At 68.0% G+C, this 15,715-nt stretch carries 15 protein-coding genes; 10 read left to right on the top strand and 5 right to left on the bottom strand.

What is annotated here, in order from left to right; translation table 11 throughout:
• The first annotated feature begins 237 nt into the window (after positions 1 to 237).
• From imuA to AC1D3B_RS30640, 4 genes are all read left to right on the top strand, one after another.
• Entirely contained in the window at positions 238 to 1,047 is an 810-nt protein-coding gene (gene imuA / locus AC1D3B_RS30655; protein WP_478194449.1) for a translesion DNA synthesis-associated protein ImuA, read from the top strand.
• The gene (locus tag AC1D3B_RS30650) at positions 1,013 to 2,422 is read left to right on the top strand and encodes a Y-family DNA polymerase (RefSeq protein WP_478194448.1); all 1,410 of its coding nucleotides are present in this window, start codon (positions 1,013 to 1,015) and stop codon (positions 2,420 to 2,422) included. The genes imuA and AC1D3B_RS30650 overlap by 35 nt, the downstream gene beginning before the upstream one ends.
• Entirely contained in the window at positions 2,415 to 5,786 is a 3,372-nt protein-coding gene (locus AC1D3B_RS30645) for an error-prone DNA polymerase (RefSeq protein ID WP_478194447.1), read from the top strand. The genes AC1D3B_RS30650 and AC1D3B_RS30645 overlap by 8 nt, the downstream gene beginning before the upstream one ends.
• Positions 5,787 to 5,917: 131 nt before the next feature.
• The gene (locus AC1D3B_RS30640; RefSeq protein ID WP_478194446.1) at positions 5,918 to 7,087 is read left to right on the top strand and encodes an aromatic ring-hydroxylating oxygenase subunit alpha; all 1,170 of its coding nucleotides are present in this window, start codon (positions 5,918 to 5,920) and stop codon (positions 7,085 to 7,087) included.
• Here AC1D3B_RS30640 and AC1D3B_RS30635 read toward each other — a convergent pair.
• The 3 genes from AC1D3B_RS30635 to AC1D3B_RS30625 are packed head-to-tail and all read right to left on the bottom strand — an operon-like array spanning position 7,073 to position 9,340.
• Positions 7,073 to 8,077 (bottom strand): S1C family serine protease, encoded by a 1,005-nt coding sequence (locus AC1D3B_RS30635; RefSeq protein ID WP_478194445.1) that lies wholly within the window; start codon positions 8,075 to 8,077, stop codon positions 7,073 to 7,075. The genes AC1D3B_RS30640 and AC1D3B_RS30635 overlap by 15 nt on opposite strands.
• A 7-nt stretch (positions 8,078 to 8,084) precedes the next feature.
• Positions 8,085 to 8,432 carry a response regulator transcription factor gene (locus tag AC1D3B_RS30630; protein ID WP_478194444.1) on the bottom strand — a complete coding sequence of 116 codons (348 nt, stop codon included), beginning with the start codon at positions 8,430 to 8,432 and terminating at the stop codon, positions 8,085 to 8,087.
• Between the two features lie 26 nt (positions 8,433 to 8,458).
• Positions 8,459 to 9,340 carry a S1C family serine protease gene (locus AC1D3B_RS30625; RefSeq protein WP_478194443.1) on the bottom strand — a complete coding sequence of 294 codons (882 nt, stop codon included), beginning with the start codon at positions 9,338 to 9,340 and terminating at the stop codon, positions 8,459 to 8,461.
• Positions 9,341 to 9,430: 90 nt separating this feature from the next.
• On the opposite strand from AC1D3B_RS30625, the gene AC1D3B_RS30620 reads away from it, so the two are divergent.
• Positions 9,431 to 9,814 (top strand): hypothetical protein, encoded by a 384-nt coding sequence (locus tag AC1D3B_RS30620; RefSeq protein ID WP_478194442.1) that lies wholly within the window; start codon positions 9,431 to 9,433, stop codon positions 9,812 to 9,814.
• A 229-nt stretch (positions 9,815 to 10,043) separates the two neighbouring features.
• Positions 10,044 to 11,111 carry a lipocalin family protein gene (locus AC1D3B_RS30615; protein WP_478194441.1) on the top strand — a complete coding sequence of 356 codons (1,068 nt, stop codon included), beginning with the start codon at positions 10,044 to 10,046 and terminating at the stop codon, positions 11,109 to 11,111.
• Positions 11,112 to 11,133: 22 nt separating this feature from the next.
• On the opposite strand, the gene AC1D3B_RS30610 is transcribed toward AC1D3B_RS30615, so the two are convergent.
• Entirely contained in the window at positions 11,134 to 11,361 is a 228-nt protein-coding gene (locus AC1D3B_RS30610) for a hypothetical protein (RefSeq protein ID WP_478194440.1), read from the bottom strand.
• Positions 11,362 to 11,535: 174 nt separating this feature from the next.
• On the opposite strand from AC1D3B_RS30610, the gene AC1D3B_RS30605 reads away from it, so the two are divergent.
• Positions 11,536 to 11,724 (top strand): hypothetical protein, encoded by a 189-nt coding sequence (locus AC1D3B_RS30605; protein ID WP_478194439.1) that lies wholly within the window; start codon positions 11,536 to 11,538, stop codon positions 11,722 to 11,724.
• Between the two features lie 55 nt (positions 11,725 to 11,779).
• On the opposite strand, the gene AC1D3B_RS30600 is transcribed toward AC1D3B_RS30605, so the two are convergent.
• Positions 11,780 to 12,922 (bottom strand): NAD(P)/FAD-dependent oxidoreductase, encoded by a 1,143-nt coding sequence (locus tag AC1D3B_RS30600; RefSeq protein WP_478194438.1) that lies wholly within the window; start codon positions 12,920 to 12,922, stop codon positions 11,780 to 11,782.
• A 136-nt stretch (positions 12,923 to 13,058) separates the two neighbouring features.
• On the opposite strand from AC1D3B_RS30600, the gene AC1D3B_RS30595 reads away from it, so the two are divergent.
• From AC1D3B_RS30595 to AC1D3B_RS30585, 3 genes are all read left to right on the top strand, one after another.
• Positions 13,059 to 13,907, top strand: a complete 849-nt coding sequence (locus tag AC1D3B_RS30595; RefSeq protein WP_478194437.1) for a hypothetical protein — start codon at positions 13,059 to 13,061, stop codon at positions 13,905 to 13,907.
• Positions 13,908 to 14,018: 111 nt separating this feature from the next.
• The gene (locus tag AC1D3B_RS30590; RefSeq protein WP_478194436.1) at positions 14,019 to 15,470 is read left to right on the top strand and encodes a DUF3300 domain-containing protein; all 1,452 of its coding nucleotides are present in this window, start codon (positions 14,019 to 14,021) and stop codon (positions 15,468 to 15,470) included.
• Positions 15,471 to 15,482: 12 nt separating this feature from the next.
• The coding region (locus AC1D3B_RS30585) for a DUF2950 family protein (RefSeq protein WP_478194435.1) at positions 15,483 to 15,715 on the top strand (233 nt) is incomplete at its 3' end.

Genomic DNA, 15,715 nt, shown 5'->3' with positions numbered 1-15,715 from the left:
GCGCCCAGGCGCAGAAGGCGGCTGCGGGTGAGTGCGAATGAGGGCGTCACGAAGGAAGTCTCCCTTGGCCAGTGTTTCGGCTGCCCTCATTCGAGCGCGGACGATGTCCATGTCAGCTCATGTGCTGACATGCAATTTATCCCATAAATGGAATCGAAGAGGCATGAAGGGTGTGTGGACAAAAAATCGTGATGTGAGCCAAGAATACTGTATAAAAATACAGTCATTCAATTCATCATGGGCCTCCCTTCCTTCGACTCTTTCTCACCCTCCGCGCGGCACAAGGTCTGGCGCGGGGATGAGCTGGGCATGGCCGATGCGCAGGTCATTGCCACCGGCCATGCCGTGCTCGATGCGCAGTTGCCGGGTGGCGGCTGGCCGGTCGGGGCGATGACGGAGCTGTTGCAGTCCGCGCCCGAGGCACATTCATGGCAACTGCTGCTGCCGGCCCTGGCGCAAGCGGTGCAGGCCGGCACCGGGCCGGTGGCGCTGATCGGCGCGCCCCACGAACCTTTCGGCCCTTCGCTGTCGGCGCACGGCTTGCCGGTCGAATCGTTGCTGTGGATTCGCAGCGAAGCCGCCGCCGCACGGCTCTGGGCGTGCGAACAGGCGCTGCGCTGCGCCGACGTGGCCGCCGTGCTGGCGTGGCTGCCGCAGGCGCGCATGGGCGATCTGCGGCGGCTGCAGCTTGCGGCGGCGCAGCACGAAGCCCTGCTGTTCGTGCTTCGGCCGGCGAGTTCTGCGTCTTCCACGTCGCCGGCGCGTCTGCGCTTGCAGGTAGCGCTCTGCGAGGAAGACAGGTCGCGGCTCGACCTTCACATCCTCAAGCGCCGCGGTCCGCCGCTGGCCTCGCCCATCCAGCTCCCGGCATGCAGCGAACGCATGGCCGCGCTGCTGGCGGCGAGCCAGCTACGGCGCAAGCTGCGCCGGCAACAGGAAGGCGTGCTGCACGAAAGCGACAGCGACAGCGCGGCAACGGTGGTGCGCATCGACCTCCACCAGGGAAAACGACATGCACTGGATCGCGTTGCGCTGGCCGCAGCCTGAGGCGGAGAACGAAAAGCCCATGCCCTCCGGTGAGGCGCTCGGCTGGTGGGCGCTGCAGTTCACCCCGCGCGTCACCTGGGTCGACGAGGCGCTGCTGCTCGAGGTGTCCGCCTGCGAGCGGCTGTGGGGCGGCCGGCTGGGCCTGATGCGGCAGATCCTGAGCCTCAATCCCGCACCGGTGCGCGTGCAGCAGGCGCAGGGCGCGACCTGCCTCATCGCGCTCGCGCGGCTGCGGATGTTCGCGCGCGGCGAGCAACCTCCGGCCGATGTGCCGTCCGGCCTGCCGCTCGACACGCTGAGCGCTGCGCGCGATCACCTCGAGGTGCTGGCGCACCTTGGCTGCCGCAGCTGGGGCGACGTGGCGGCACTGCCGCGCGGCGGTCTCACGCGGCGCTTCGGCAAGGATCTGCGTACGGCGCTCGATGCGGCCTACGGCCTGCGCCCCGAAAGCCATCGCTGGCTCACGCTGCCCGATGTGTTCGAGCAGAAGCTCGAACTGCCCGCACTGGCCGAAGGCGCACCCGAACTCATGTGGTCGGCCAACCGCCTGCTGTCGGCGCTGCAGATCTGGCTGCGCGCCCGTCAGCGCGGCGCGCGCGCGCTCGAACTGCAATGGACACTCGACCTCAAGCGCCTCAACGGCGTAAACCTGCCGCCGCACCAGCACATCACCGTGCGCACTGCCGAGGCCACGCAGGACATGGCGCACCTGCGCCGCCTGCTGGCCGAGAAACTGGCGCTCACCACGCTCGCCGCACCCGCGAGCTGGCTGCGGCTGCGCTCGCTCGAAACCGATCCGTGGACCGGCGCCAGCGCGAGCTTCCTGCCCGAGGACAACCGCAAGGGCGACAGGTTCCATGAAATGGTCGAACGACTCAGCGCGAGGCTCGGCCCCCAGCAGGTGCTCATGCCCAAGCCGCAGGCCGATCACCGCCCCGAACGCAAACAAACATGGCACCCCGCCTTGCAAGCCAGCAAGCCAGGTCAGCGCAGCGAGACCCCTTCGCGAAACACCGTGGAACCGGCTTCGCCGGGCCATCGGTGTTGCCCCCTGAAAGGGGGTGGAGAGCGACACGAAGTCCGCGAGCCTGGGGGTGATGCCATCTACCCTGCCTGGTTACTGGCGGAGCCGGTGCGCCTCGACATGGATGGCGAGCGCCCGTGCTACCGCGGACCGCTGCGCCGCCTGATCGGACCGCAGCGGGTCGAGGCCGGCTGGTGGGGTGGCGTGGAAGACGGTGGTCGCCCCGCCGTGCGCGACTACTACGTCGCCGAAAGCCCCGAGGCCGGCCTGGTCTGGATCTTCCGCGAGCGCCCGGCAGCCTCTTTTGCATCGGACGAGGTGCGCTGGTACCTGCAAGGCCTCTATGCCTGAACTCAGCGACAAGAAGATCCTGGCGCTCAAGCTCGCCCCGATGCATGCGTTGCCGAAACGGCAACCGCCCGTGCCGGGCCTGCCTGGGTATGCCGAGCTGCACTGCCTGACGAACTTCAGCTTCCAGCGCGGCGCATCCACGCCCGAGGAACTGGTCGAACGCGCCTACCAGCTCGGCTATGCGGCGCTCGCGATCACCGACGAATGCTCGGTGGCCGGCGTGGTCCGCGCACATGTCGGCCTGCGCGAACTGCCCGCCAAGCTCGACACCTACGAGCGCGAACATCCCGAGGAGCCGCCGATCCCGCGCAACCCGGACTTCCGCCTGCTGTTCGGCAGCGAATTCCGCTTCGAGCGCTTCAGGCTCGTCGTGATCGCGAACGACACCGAAGGCTGGGGCAACCTCTGCGAGTTCATCACCGCCGCGCGCACCACCGAACTGCCAAAGGGCGAATACCGCGTGAGCTGGGACGGCAGCGATGTCGCCTCGCTGCAGCATTGCCAGATTCTTCTCGTGCCCCATCGACAGCCCGGCGGCGAGGTCGATGTCGCCACGCTGTACGAAGACCTGACGGCGGCGAAGACGCTGTTCAGCGACAACCTCTGGCTCGCGGTCGAGATGCTCAACGAACTCGACGACGACCTCTGGTTCGTCGCGTTGGTCGAGGCGGGCGAGCGTGCCGGTGTACCACTCGTCGCAGCCGGTGACGTGCACATGCATGCACGCGCGCGCAAGCCGCTGCAGGATGTGCTCACGGCCGTGCGCGAAGGCAAGACCGTGGCCGAATGCGGCTTCGCGCTGCAGTCCAATGCCGAGCGGCACCTGCGGCTGCGCGTGCGGCTGGCCGGGCTCTACACCCACGAGATGCTCGCGAACACGCTCCGGGTGGCGGAGCGCTGCCACTTCGATCCCGAGGTGATCCGGGAGAACTACAAGTACCCGCTCGAAAGCGTGGGCAACGGGGAAACGCCGGCGCAGACGCTGGTGCGCAAGACCTGGGAAGGCGCACGGGGGAGATATCCGGAAGGCATCCCGGAGAAGGTGTCCCGGCTGCTCGAGCGCGAGTTGCAACTGATCCTCGAACTCGAGTACGAGATGTTCTTCCTCACCGTCGAGGACATCGTGCGCTTCGCCCGTTCGCAAGACATCCTCTGCCAGGGCCGCGGCTCGTCGGCCAATTCGGCCGTGTGCTACTGCCTCGGCATCACCTCGATCAATCCTGACACGGGCCACCTGCTGTTCGAGCGCTTCCTGAGCCGTCATCGCCACGAGCCGCCCGACATCGATGTCGACTTCGAGCACCAGCGGCGGGAAGAGGTCATCCAGTACATCTACGAGAAGTACGGCCGCGAGCGCGCCGCCATCGCCGCAGTCGTGATCTGCTATCGCTCGCGCAGCGCATTGCGCGACGTGGGCAAGGCGCTCGGCGTCGATGCGCGGCTGGTCGACGAATTCGCCAAGGACCACTACTGGTTCGACGAGACCGTGCTCGGCGAGCAACTGCAGGCCGCGGCCCTGCGCGCGGAGGTGCAGGAAGACCCGCTCAAGCTGCAGCAGTGGATCGAACTCACCTGCGAGCTCAAGGGATTCCCGCGCCACCTGAGCCAGCACGTCGGCGGCTTCGTGCTCACCCATACGCGGCTCACGCGCCTGGTGCCGGTGGAAAAGGCCTCGATGAAAGACCGCTCCGTCATCCAGTGGGAAAAGGACGACCTCGAGGCCATGGGCATGCTCAAGGTCGATGTGCTCGCGCTGGGCATGCTCAGCGCGATCCGACGCGGGCTCGAACTCATGAACCAGTGGCGCGGAACGACGCTGCAGATGCACCAGATTCCCAACGACGACCACGAAGTGTTCGACATGATCTGCGATGCCGATACCGTCGGCGTCTTCCAGATCGAGAGCAGGGCACAGATGTCGATGCTGCCGCGCCTGAAGCCGCGCAGCTACGAAGACCTCGTGATCGAGGTCGCGATCGTGCGGCCGGGGCCCATCCAGGGCGGCATGGTCCATCCCTACCTCAAGCAGCGCGATCGGGTGCGCAAGAGGCTCCCCATCCTCTATGAGAACGATGAGCTGCGGCCTGCCCTGGAGCGCACGCTGGGCGTGCCGATCTTCCAGGAGCAGGTGATGCAGATCGCCATGATCGCTGCGCAATTCACGGCCGACGAAGCCGATCAACTGCGCCGCGCCATGGCCGCATGGAAGCGCAAGGGCGGCCTCGGCAAGTTCCACGACAAGCTCGTGGACGGCATGCTTCGCAAGGGGTACAAGCCCGCTTTTGCCGAATCGATCTTCAAGCAGATCCTCGGCTTCGGCGATTACGGCTTTCCCGAAAGCCATGCTGCGAGCTTTGCACTGCTGGTCTGCGTCAGCAGCTGGCTCAAGCGCCACGAGCCCGCCTGCTTCCTGGCAGCGCTGCTCGATTCGCAGCCGATGGGCTTCTACAGCCCGTCGCAGCTCGTGCAGGACGCGCGGCGCCATGGCGTGGAGGTGCGGCCTGTCGATGTCACGGCGAGTGACTTGGAGAGCGCCCTCGAACCAGTTTCTCCTTCCCCCGTTGGGGGAAGGTCGGGATGGGGGCAGTCCCCGCCCGGCACAAGCCCTCAATTCGCCCAGCGCACGGGCCGTCCCAATCAGCCCGCCGTGCGCCTGGGTCTCAAGCTGGTTGGTAGCCTCAGCGAGGCTGGCGCCAAGCGACTGCTCGCCGCACGCGCGCAGTCGCCTTTCACCAGCGCCGAAGACCTGGCATTGCGCGCCGAACTCGACGCCAAGGACATGGCCGCACTGGCCGCCGCCGATGCATTGATGTCGCTCTCGGGCCATCGCCGCCAGCAGGTGTGGGACGCCACCGCCCAGCGCCGCGCACCCGCCTTGCTCAAGGGTGTGCCGATCCACGAGCCCGCCTTGCAACTGCCCGCCGCGCCCGAGGGCGAAGAGATCCTCGGCGACTATGTTTCGCTCGGCCTCACGCTGCGCCGTCACCCGCTTGCACTGCTGCGCTCACGGCTCGCCCGGATGAACCTGATGAGCGCGGAGCAACTGCGCTCGCTGCCCAGCGGCCAGACCGTGCGCGCCTGCGGCATCGTCAAGGGCCGCCAGCGCCCGCAGACTGCCAAGGGGACCATCTTCGTCACGCTCGAGGACGAGACCGGCAACGTCAACGTGATCGTCTGGAGCCACGTGATCGAAGCCTGGCGCGAGCCGCTGCTCAAGTCGACGCTGCTGGCGGTGCAAGGCACATGGCAGCGGGACGTGGACAGCGGGGGCGAGGTGAGGCATCTGGTGGCGACGGGGTTCAGGGACCTCACACCAATGCTCGGACGTCTTGCCGAGGTCAACAAGAGTCGGGATTTTCACTAACCCCCAGGCTCGCGCACTTCGTGTCGCTCTCCACCCCCTTGCAGGGGGCAATACCGGCGGACCGGCGGAGCCGGATCCGCGGTATTTCTGGAATGATGCGGCGGAGGCGAGCAACAAACCGAGGTCTATTCATGCTTCATGCGGAACAGGTCGCGCTGATCCGGCGCGCCATGGCGCTTATCGATAGCAAAGGCAGCGAACGCGGCGAATCCACTGCGAGCCCCGTCGAGCGCTATCTGGACCCAGAGCGCTATGAACGCGAAGTGGAAGTCCTCTTCCGTCGCTACCCGCTCGCCTTGTGCCCCTCCGCTTCGCTCGCGCAACCGGGCGATTCGCTGGCCGTCGACGTCGCAGGCCTGCCTCTCCTGATCGTGCGCGACGGAGAGGGCCGCATCAATGCCTTCATCAACGCCTGCCGGCATCGCGGCGCGCGGCTGAAGCCACCGGGTGCGTCCAGCCAGCGCGTGCTTGTGTGTCCATATCACAGCTGGACCTACGGCCTCGACGGTGCGTTGCGCGGGCGGCCGCATGGCGAGGATTTCCCGCATGCACCGGCTTCGGATTGCGCATTGGCGCGCCTGCCCGCGGCCGAGGCGCTGGGCCTCGTCTGGGTGGTTCCGCACGTGGCGAACAACCATGACGACGCAGTGCTCGACATCGATGCCTGGCTGGGCCGCTTCGGCACGGATCTGCGTTCATGGGGCTACGACAGCTGGATTCCCTTTCACCGGCGCGAATTCCCCAATGCCGCGAACTGGAAGATTCCCTTCGAAGCCAACCTGGAGACCTACCACTTCCAGTACGCCCATCGAGACAGCATCGCGCCGCTGTTCTACGACAACCTGCTGATGGCCGATCACGACGGCCAGCACCATCGCATCTTCCTGCCCAAGCGCAGCATCGAGAGCCTGCGCGACCAGGCGACGAGCGAATGGCAGGTGGGGCCGCATTCGAACATCATCTATTTCTTCTTTCCGGCCACTTTCATCCTGCACGAGGGCGACCATGCCAATGTCTTCACGGTGCTGCCCGAAGGGATCGGCAGCTCACGGGTGCTCGGTAGCACGCTGATTCCCGAGATGCCGAAGACGGAGAAGTCGGTGAACTATTGGCGCAAGAACATCGATTCGTTCTGGAGCGCGCTCGACGAAGACTTCGCGCTCGGCGTCTCGGCACAGTCCACGCTGGCCAGCGGCGTGAACCGAGTGCTGCACTTCGGCGCCACCGAGTGGTGCTCGGCGAAGTTCCACCGCGACGTCGAGGCGGCGATCGCCCAGGCGCCCGGTCTACCGCCGCGTTGAAGTCGGCACGGGTCGCTCCTGCGCCGTCACCGTCCGTGTGACGAGCCGGCCATCGCGCAGCAGCGACACTTCCACCGGACGCCCGATGCGGTCCGATCCGAGCAGGCGCAAGAGGTCGTCGGCACCGCCGACCACCACGTCGTCCAGCGCGATGAGGATGTCGCCCACGCGCAGGCCGGCCAGGTCCGCGGCGCCACTGGGCTGCACTTCGCCGACGCGCACGGCGTTGGCGCCCGAATGGACGGCCAGCGCCACGCGCCTTGGCAGAGGCACGGTCTGCGCGGCGATGCCAAGATGCGCGCGCCGCACCCGGCCATGCGCGATGAACTCGCCGATCACAAAGCGCGCCGTGTTGCTCGACACCGCGAACGCGAGTCCCTGGGCGCCCGCGATCATGGCCGTGTTGATGCCCACCACCTGGCCGGATGCCGCCACCAGCGCGCCGCCCGAGTTGCCGGGGTTGAGCGCGGCGTCGGTCTGGATCACATCGTCGATCAGGTGCCCACTCTGCGATCGCAGCGATCGACCCAGCGCCGAGACGATGCCGGCCGTGATGGTCGACTCGAAGCCGAGCGGATTGCCGATGCCCACCACCAAGTGGCCGCGCCGGAGCATCTTCGAATCCCCGAGCGTCGCGGTCACCGCGCCGCGTGGAAGCTCCACGCGCAGCAGCGCGAGATCGGTGGCGGAATCGTCGCCGAGCACTTCGGCTTCCTTGTCTCCGGCCGCTTCCGCAAGCCCGATGCGCACGCGCCGCGCGCCGCCGACGACATGGCTGTTGGTGAGCACCAATCCGTCGCCTGCAATGACCACGCCGGAGCCCAGGCCGCCACGCCGGCCGGCCGTGCCGCTCTGCACGCGTACGACGGCCGGACCGACAGTGTCGGCCACTGTTGCGACCGCATGCGAATAGGCGTCGATGAGGGCGTCCTGGTTCAGTTGAGGCGCGCTGCCTTCGACGGAGGGGGAGGGTGTGGAGTCGTCGAACATGGTTTTCTCAAAGATGGATGACACCCTGCCGCACCGCCTGCGCCACGGCATCCGTGCGGCCGGTGGCGTCGAGCTTGTCGAGCAGCGAGCCGACGTGGAATTTGGCCGTATGCATCGAAATGCCCAGCCGACGCGCGATGGACTTGTTGGAAGCGCCTTCGGCCATCAGCGCCAGCACTTCGAGCTCGCGCGGGGTCAGCGCCGTATCGGCAGGGGCGGCAGGCGCTGCGTCCGCGGGCACCACGGCAACATCGGCCGGCTCGCCGCGTTGCGCGACACGCACGCCGGGCACGTCCGCCAGTGACGCGAGCAGGCGCTCCGACAGTTCCGCATCGGCGATGTCGATCGCGATCACGATCGGTTCCGTGACGCCGCGCTTGATCAATCGGCCGGCCTTTCGCCAATGGTGATCTTCGCCTCGACGGATTGCCCCGCGCGCCGCAAAGACAGCGTGATGACGGTGCCAACGCTGGCCGGACCCAGCGCCCGCAGGAGCGCCTGCACGCTGCGAAGCGGCTCACCGTTCCAGGCCACGATCACGTCACCTTGGTGGAGGCCTGCGGTCGCAGCCGGACCATCGCGGTCGATCGCCATGACCATCGCACCGACGCCTTCGGGCTCGATCCTGACCGGCTGAAGGCCCACGCCCAGATAGCCTCGCGGCACCCGGCCATGCGCGGCCAACTGCGCTGCGACACGATCGACCGTCGCGCCCGGGATGACGAGCACGCGCCGACGCGGCCCGAACACGTTCATGCCGATGGCGCGGCCCTGCGCGTCCAGCGCGAGGCCGCCTTCGGCGAGGCGCCGCAGTGTCAACCCGAGTTCGATCCGCGCATCGATCTCGCCGCCGCGCAGGCTGCGCCAGGCGGGGGCCGACACCGAGACCACACCGGCCGCTGCCACAGGCGTGCCAGCCAGCGAGCCGACAGCGAGCGCGATGGCGCCTGTGCGCACCGGTGCCGCATCGAACACGATCAGGGAGGGCGATGCCCCTTCCACGCGCAACAGCGCGATGTCGGTGCCGGGATCCCGCCCGACGAGCTTCGCGCTCGTGCTTGCGCCTCCGGGCAGATGGACCGTCACTTCCGCGTCGTCGGGCAAGGCCTCGTCGCAGGTGACGACCAGTCCGTCGCGCCAGGCGAAGCCACTGGAACGCGAGCGTCCTGTGTGTACCGCCACCACGCTGCCGGCTGCCGCGGCCACCGCATCGGCCATCGCCGTGGACAGTTGTTCGAGAGATGAAGACATCGAGTCGGCCATGAGGAGCTCCTTAGATGGCTTCATTGTGTGAAGGCACAAGGGGCGGGCGCTACTGCCCGGATGGGCAGGGTGTGCATACTGGCCGACGCCATGAATCTCGAACCCTTCGTTCGTGTCGACCAAACGTCGTTCTCGGCCTCCAGGGAGGAGGTCGTGAAGCTGCGCGGCGTGCCCGCGAGGACCTGCCGAAACGGCGTCGGGCTCAACGAGATGGACTATGGATCGGTCGTCTTCCGCTTTCAGGACTGCGGCAGGCTGGAAGAGATCACGCTGGAGGCGGAGGTCGTGAACCTCGGCAACGTGGCCGTGCCGTTCGCCGCGCTGGCATCTTTCGTCCGCGCGAACGATCCGTCGGCGTTCGAGAAGGCGGGCTTTGTAGTCAGTCCGCTGTACGGGTTGGCCTTCGATCCGAGTGAGCCCTTCTGGGTCACCGCGCTCGCGGCTCACTGCCTCGATGCGTGGCGCGCCATCTGAGCGCCGCGCGCCGAGGTGCGTGGCGTCATGATCGGCATTTAGCATCGTCGCCGTGCGCACTTCGGTGCATCATTGCGCGGTCGCATGAATCTCCCGCCAGGTTGAAGGATGTACAGACATGGATGCCGATGATCCCTCTCGCAAGAATCAGAGGCGTTCTTCCTCTGGCGGCTCGCGCTCCTACAGGGGGCGGAGGCGGAAGAAGGGCCTGGCGGCATTCTTCGCCGCAATGGTGGTTGTCGGCGTGCTCGTCGTCGCGAGCCTGGTCTATCTCTCCCCGCCCGAGCCGGTGCCGGCGCTCGCCGCGCCGTCCGAGGCAAGCCAGAAGCCGGTGGAGCGGACCGCCGCGCTCCCACCGCTGCGTCTGCCCGCCGACGACGCGCCGCATGGCTCCGCGATGGAATGGTGGTACTACAACGGCATCCTCGGTGCGAAGACGGGCGAGCGCTATGCGTTCCACCTGGTCGTCTTCGTAGCGAACGGGCTCATCAAGCACACCGTCATGCACGCGGCGTTGACCGATCTCCAGAGCGGCAAGCGCTTCGTGAACCAGGTCCGCACCGCCGGCGTCCCCGCATCAGGTGTCGTCAACGGCTTCGATTTCAGGCAGGCGCAGTGGCAGGTCACCGCGACGCCGCCGTCCCATCTTCTGCGGGCCAGCTTCGACGGCGCCTCCATCGCTTTCGACCTGGGCGATTCGGGCGCGGCCGTCGCCCATCGCGCGCCCGGCTCGGAGACGCCGGGCGTGCTCGACTTCGGCAAGAGCGGGATCAGCTACTACTACTCGCGCCCGCGCCTCCCGGCGCAGGGCACCATCGTCGTCGGCGGCAAGCCGCTGCAGGTGAGCGGCGACGTCTGGTTCGACCACCAGTGGGGCGAATTCGATGTCCTGACCCTGGGCTGGAACTGGTTCGCACTGCACCTGGCGGACGGGTCCGACGTCATGCTCTACGAGTTGTTCGACATGGATCGCCGGAACGTCATGACCGCGGGCACGATCTCGAACGCCAAGGGTGCGGTCCCGATCCAGCCGGGGCAAGTCGCGCTGGTGCCCGGCAGCACGTGGACGAGTCCGAGGACGGGCATCGCGTATCCGATCGAGTGGAAGGTCAAGCTGCCGTCGGGCGTGCTGGACATCAAGCCCTTCGTGCCCGACAGCGAATTCGATTCGGGCGGGACGAGCGGGAACGTCTATTGGGAAGGGGCGGTCAAGGCCACGGGAGACGTCGGGGGGGAAGGCTTCCTCGAGTTGAGCGGGTACGACCGGCTGAGTGCGAAGCAGGCGAAAGGGCAGTGAAGCGGGAAGCCACTCCCTGCGCTCAATCGATCCAGGGACCCCCGAGCATGGCCTGTATGTACGCTGCCACCTTGACCAGGTCCTCGTCGGACATCGGGATCGGCGGCGCGTCGACAAGGTGCTCGGCGACCAGGTGCAGCTTGGCCGACGCGTTCGGCTGCTCCTGAAGCAGCACCGCGATCGCCGCCGTCTGGGCGACGGCTCGCAACTCGAGCGCCCGGACCCGCGCGTTGAGATCTTCCAGTTCCATCTTGTCCCTCCAGCTGGGGTTCATCCTGATGCATCTGGATTCTGCTTCGGAAAGCCAACCGGCGTGGGTTACCTGACCGCTTTTGATTGATGTTTCGGTCGCATCAATGCTGCCTGTCGTTTTCATCGAACGGATTTCGCCACCGCCCTAGCATCGATGCACGAGGTGGCAACCATGATTCTGGACGTTCAAGGACCGAACATCGATGGCGAGAGCGGGACTGTCGACCCCATCGCCGAGTTCTTCGTGCAAAGCGCCGAGGACCGCTACAGCGATTGGGATCTCTTCGCGAATGTGGCGCATTGGGCCAGCGTATCGGCCGGCATCACCTTGATGGTGGTCGCCGGCCTCGGGTTCTTCTAGCTTCGATGGATGCGGTCCGCAGTTCGGTGCTGGAAGCACGGGCCTGAGGGCGCGGCTACCGGAGGCGAGCGGGCCCCAGCATCTGCGACGTGATCCCGAAGGAAGCCGGGTGCGCAGGCACGGGCAGGCCACGTGCCAGCGCCGCGCAGGTCTCGCCCATCGCCGCCGAGGTCTGGATGCCGTAGCCGCCCTGTGCGGCGATCCAGAAGAAGCCCGGTGCCTCGTCGTCGAAACCGCCGACCAGGTCGCCGTCGGCCACGAACGAACGCAGCCCGGCCCAGGTGCGCGTGGGCCTGCGGATCGAGAGCGTGGTCGCTTCCTCGATGCGATGGATCGCGAGGGCGATGTCCATTTCCTCGGGTTGCACGTCCTGCGGATCCACCGGATCGGCATTGGCCGGCGAGCCCAGCAGCATGCCGGCGTCGGGCTTGATGTACCAGTCCTCGTCGGCGCCATGCACCAGCGGCCAGCCGCTGATGTCCATGTGCTCGGGCGGCGCGAAGATGAAGGCCGAACGGCGACGCGGCTCGATGCCCAGCGGGCGCACGCTGGCCAGTCGAGCGATGGCGTCGACCCATGCGCCGGCGGCGTTGAGGACGACTGGCGCCTCGTACACCGCGCCGCCTGCGTCGACGCGCCACCGATCCCCCGCAAGCTCCATGGCGGTCACTTCCGCGTCGCACACGAGCTTGCCGCCAGCCTGCCGCATGCCGCGCAGATAGCCTTGATGGATGGCATGCACGTCCATGTCCGCGGCGTCGGGTTCGTACACCGCGCCGATCAGTCGCTCCGGCCGCAGCGCGGGCACGATCGCGCAGGCCTCTTCGCTGCTCAGGCGTCGGGCATCGGGCGTCATGGCATGCAGCACCTGCCAGTGTTCCTCGAGCTGGGCCGACTGTCCGGGGCCGGCCACCATCATCGCGCCGCGCGGCGTCAGCAACGGATGCTCGGCGAAGCCTGCCGGCGGATGCTGCAGGAACGCGCGGCTCGCCATCGTGAGGGCGCGCACCTGCGGCGTGCCGTAGCTCTCCATGAAGAGCGCCGCCGAGCGGCCGGTGGAGTGGTAGCCGGGTTGTGCCTCGCGCTCCAGCATGACCACGCGGCCGTGCGGCGCGAGCCAGTACGCGACGGAAGCGCCGGCAATGCCGCCGCCGATGATGAGGAAGTCGGCTTGCACCGGGGACGAAGAAGAAGTCATGGCGGCTGTTGGATTCGAATGCGGCGCAGTGTAGTGAATACCTGCGGATACACCCCTCGGGGCATCGCGGCCGTCTTCTTTTCGCTAACCCCCCCCCCCCCCCCCCCCGATCGGCCCGCCGCCACCGGCGCCCGACTTGCCGACGCCGCCGCCTCCGGCCACGCCGCCGCCCGCGCCCGCGGTGGACCCGCCGCCGTCCGATCCACCGCTCGTCGAACCCGGCGCGCCGCCACCGGTCGCCGATCCGCCTCCGGGCGCGGCGTCACTGGGACGCGTGCATGCGCGACGGTTGCGCGAGGTGTATCGATCGGCCGGCTGGCCCTGCTGCGACGCCATCGAGGTCGACCTGCTGGCGGCCGGCCTGCTGGAGCGCGTGCGATCGGGGCACGGCCATGAGACGGTGCGGGTGTCCGATGCCGGCATCGCGCACATCGCGACCAGCCTGGTCGTCAATCGTGCCGTGCTGTCGCGGCACGAGGCGCTCGTGGAGCAGGTCGCGCGCGAGATGACGCGCGCAGGTCGCGTGGCGTGGCGCGGGCTGAGCCTGCGCGCACGGCTGCCGGCCGCGGAAGAGGGCGGCAAGCCTCGCTGGTGCATCGCGCGGCCGGATGTGTTCTCCATTCGCAACACCAGCGTCGAGGCCTATGCGCAGCCGATCGTTCACGAAGTCAAGGTCAACAGGGCGGACCTGTTGAGCGACCTGCGCAAGCCCGACAAGCGCGCAGCGTATCTGGATCTGGGCGGCGAATGCTGGTACGTGCTGGGCTGCGACGCCAAGGGAAGACCCGTCGGCGAACCCGACGAGATCCCCTCGGAATGCGGCGTGCTGGTCGCGCAGGGAGATCGGCTCGTGGTGGCGCGATCGGCCGTGCACCGCGCCCTTCCGCGCCTGCCGTTCCCGGTGTGGATGGCATTGGCCAAGGCGCAGCCGGTAGCGGGTTTCGACGAGGAAGCCCAGGACCTGCTCGCAGAGCTGGCGGGCTGATCCTCCGGGCCGAGCCGCCCGGACGCTGCCCTTAGGTGCAATAGCCGGGCGCGGATGGGCCTTCTATGCTGCGCCCTGCAGGGCCGTTTCCGCCCTGAACAAGGATGCGACATGCGTGCCTTCGCCGTCCGGTTTGCGCGGACCCTGATGCTCGCCGCCTCGCTGCTCACCGCGCTGGCCGGTGCGCAGCAGGCGCCGACCTTTTCCCGCGAGCAGCTCGATCAGATGATGGCGCCCATCGCGCTGTACCCCGATTCGCTGCTGTCGCAGGTGCTGATGGCCGCGACGTATCCGGCGGATGTCGCCGATGCGGCCAAATGGTCCAAGGCCCACCCGGACCAGAGGGGCGACGCTGCCTTGAAGGCAGTGGCCGACCAGCCCTGGGACCCGAGCGTGCAGTCGCTCGTCGCGTTTCCGCAGGTGCTCCAGATGATGGGCGACCAGCCGGACTGGGTGCAGAACCTGGGTGATGCCTTTCTTGCCTCGTCCAAGGATGTGCTCGACTCGGCGCAGCGGCTGCGCGCCCAGGCGCAGAAGACGGGCAGCCTCAAGAACTCCGACCAACAGAAGGTGATCGTCGAGCAGGAGCCGCAGACGCAGCAGACGGTGATCAAGATCGAGCCGACGAATCCGCAGGTGGTCTACGTGCCTGCGTACAACCCGACCGTGGTGTACGGCGCATGGCCCTATCCAGCGTACCCGCCGTACTACTACCCACCGGCGCCCTATTACTACCCCGGCGCAGCGCTTGCGACCGGCATCGCTTTCGGCGTCGGGGTGGCGGCCACCGCGGCGCTTTGGGGCAATGCAAATTGGGGCGGCGGCAACGTCAACGTGAACGTGAACCGCTACAACAGCGTCAACGCCAGCCGGCAGCTCAACGCCAGCCAGACGAACTTCCAGCACAACGCGGCCAACCGGCGCGGGGTGCCTTACCGGGATTCGGCCAGCCGGCAGCAGTTCGGGAAGAACGTGGCCGGCGCCAACCAGCGCGCCGACTACCGCGGACGCGACACTGCGGCACGTGATGCGCAGCGCCAGCAGGCGCAATCGCAGTTGCAGCAGCGCGGCATGGATCCGGGTCAGGGCCGCAACCAGCTTCGCAACGATCCGGCCACGCGCGAACGTGCGCAGAACGCCGCAGCCGGCGCGGGCCGGGACCGGCCAGGCGCGGGCGGTGCCGATGGCGGCAGGCCTGGGGCGGGCGGCGCGGGCGAACGCGATCGACCCAGCGCGGGGGGTGGCGCAGGAGGGCCAGGCGGCCGCGGTGGCGCCGACCAGGGGCTGTCCCGGGTGAATTCGCGCGGCAGCGACAACGCCCTGCGCGGTGCAGGCGACGCCGGTGGACAGGCCCGCCAGCAGGCGAGTCGCGGCGATGCCAGCCGCCAATCGATGTCACAGAACCATGGCGGAGGGGGCGCTCGCGCAAGCTCCGGAGGCGGTGCACGCCCGAGCGCCGGAGGGGGCGGCGCACGCATGAGCGGTGGAGGCGGTGGCGGCGGCGGCGCGCGAATGGGCGGCGGCGGCGGTGGTGGCCGCGGCGGCGGCGGTGGCCGACGCTGACGGGAGACTCGCATGACGCCATCCAACCACCAGAAAGGCCGGACCATGTCCCTCCACGCCACTTTCAAGTCCTGTGCGGCTGCCGTTGCGATCACGCTGTCGCTGGCCTCGGGATCTTCGTTCGCGCAGAAGGCCTATCCGACACCCGATGCCGCGGCGCAGGCCTTCGTCGACGCCATTGCGCACAGCGATGTGGTCGCCTTGCGAACCGTGCTCGGCCCCGACTGGCGCCGCTTCGTGCCCGA

The sequence above is a fragment of the Variovorax sp. P5_A3 genome (assembly GCF_056400665.1).
The sequence above is the reverse complement of the archived record's forward strand: the minus strand, read 5'-3'. Positions and strand labels throughout refer to the sequence as shown.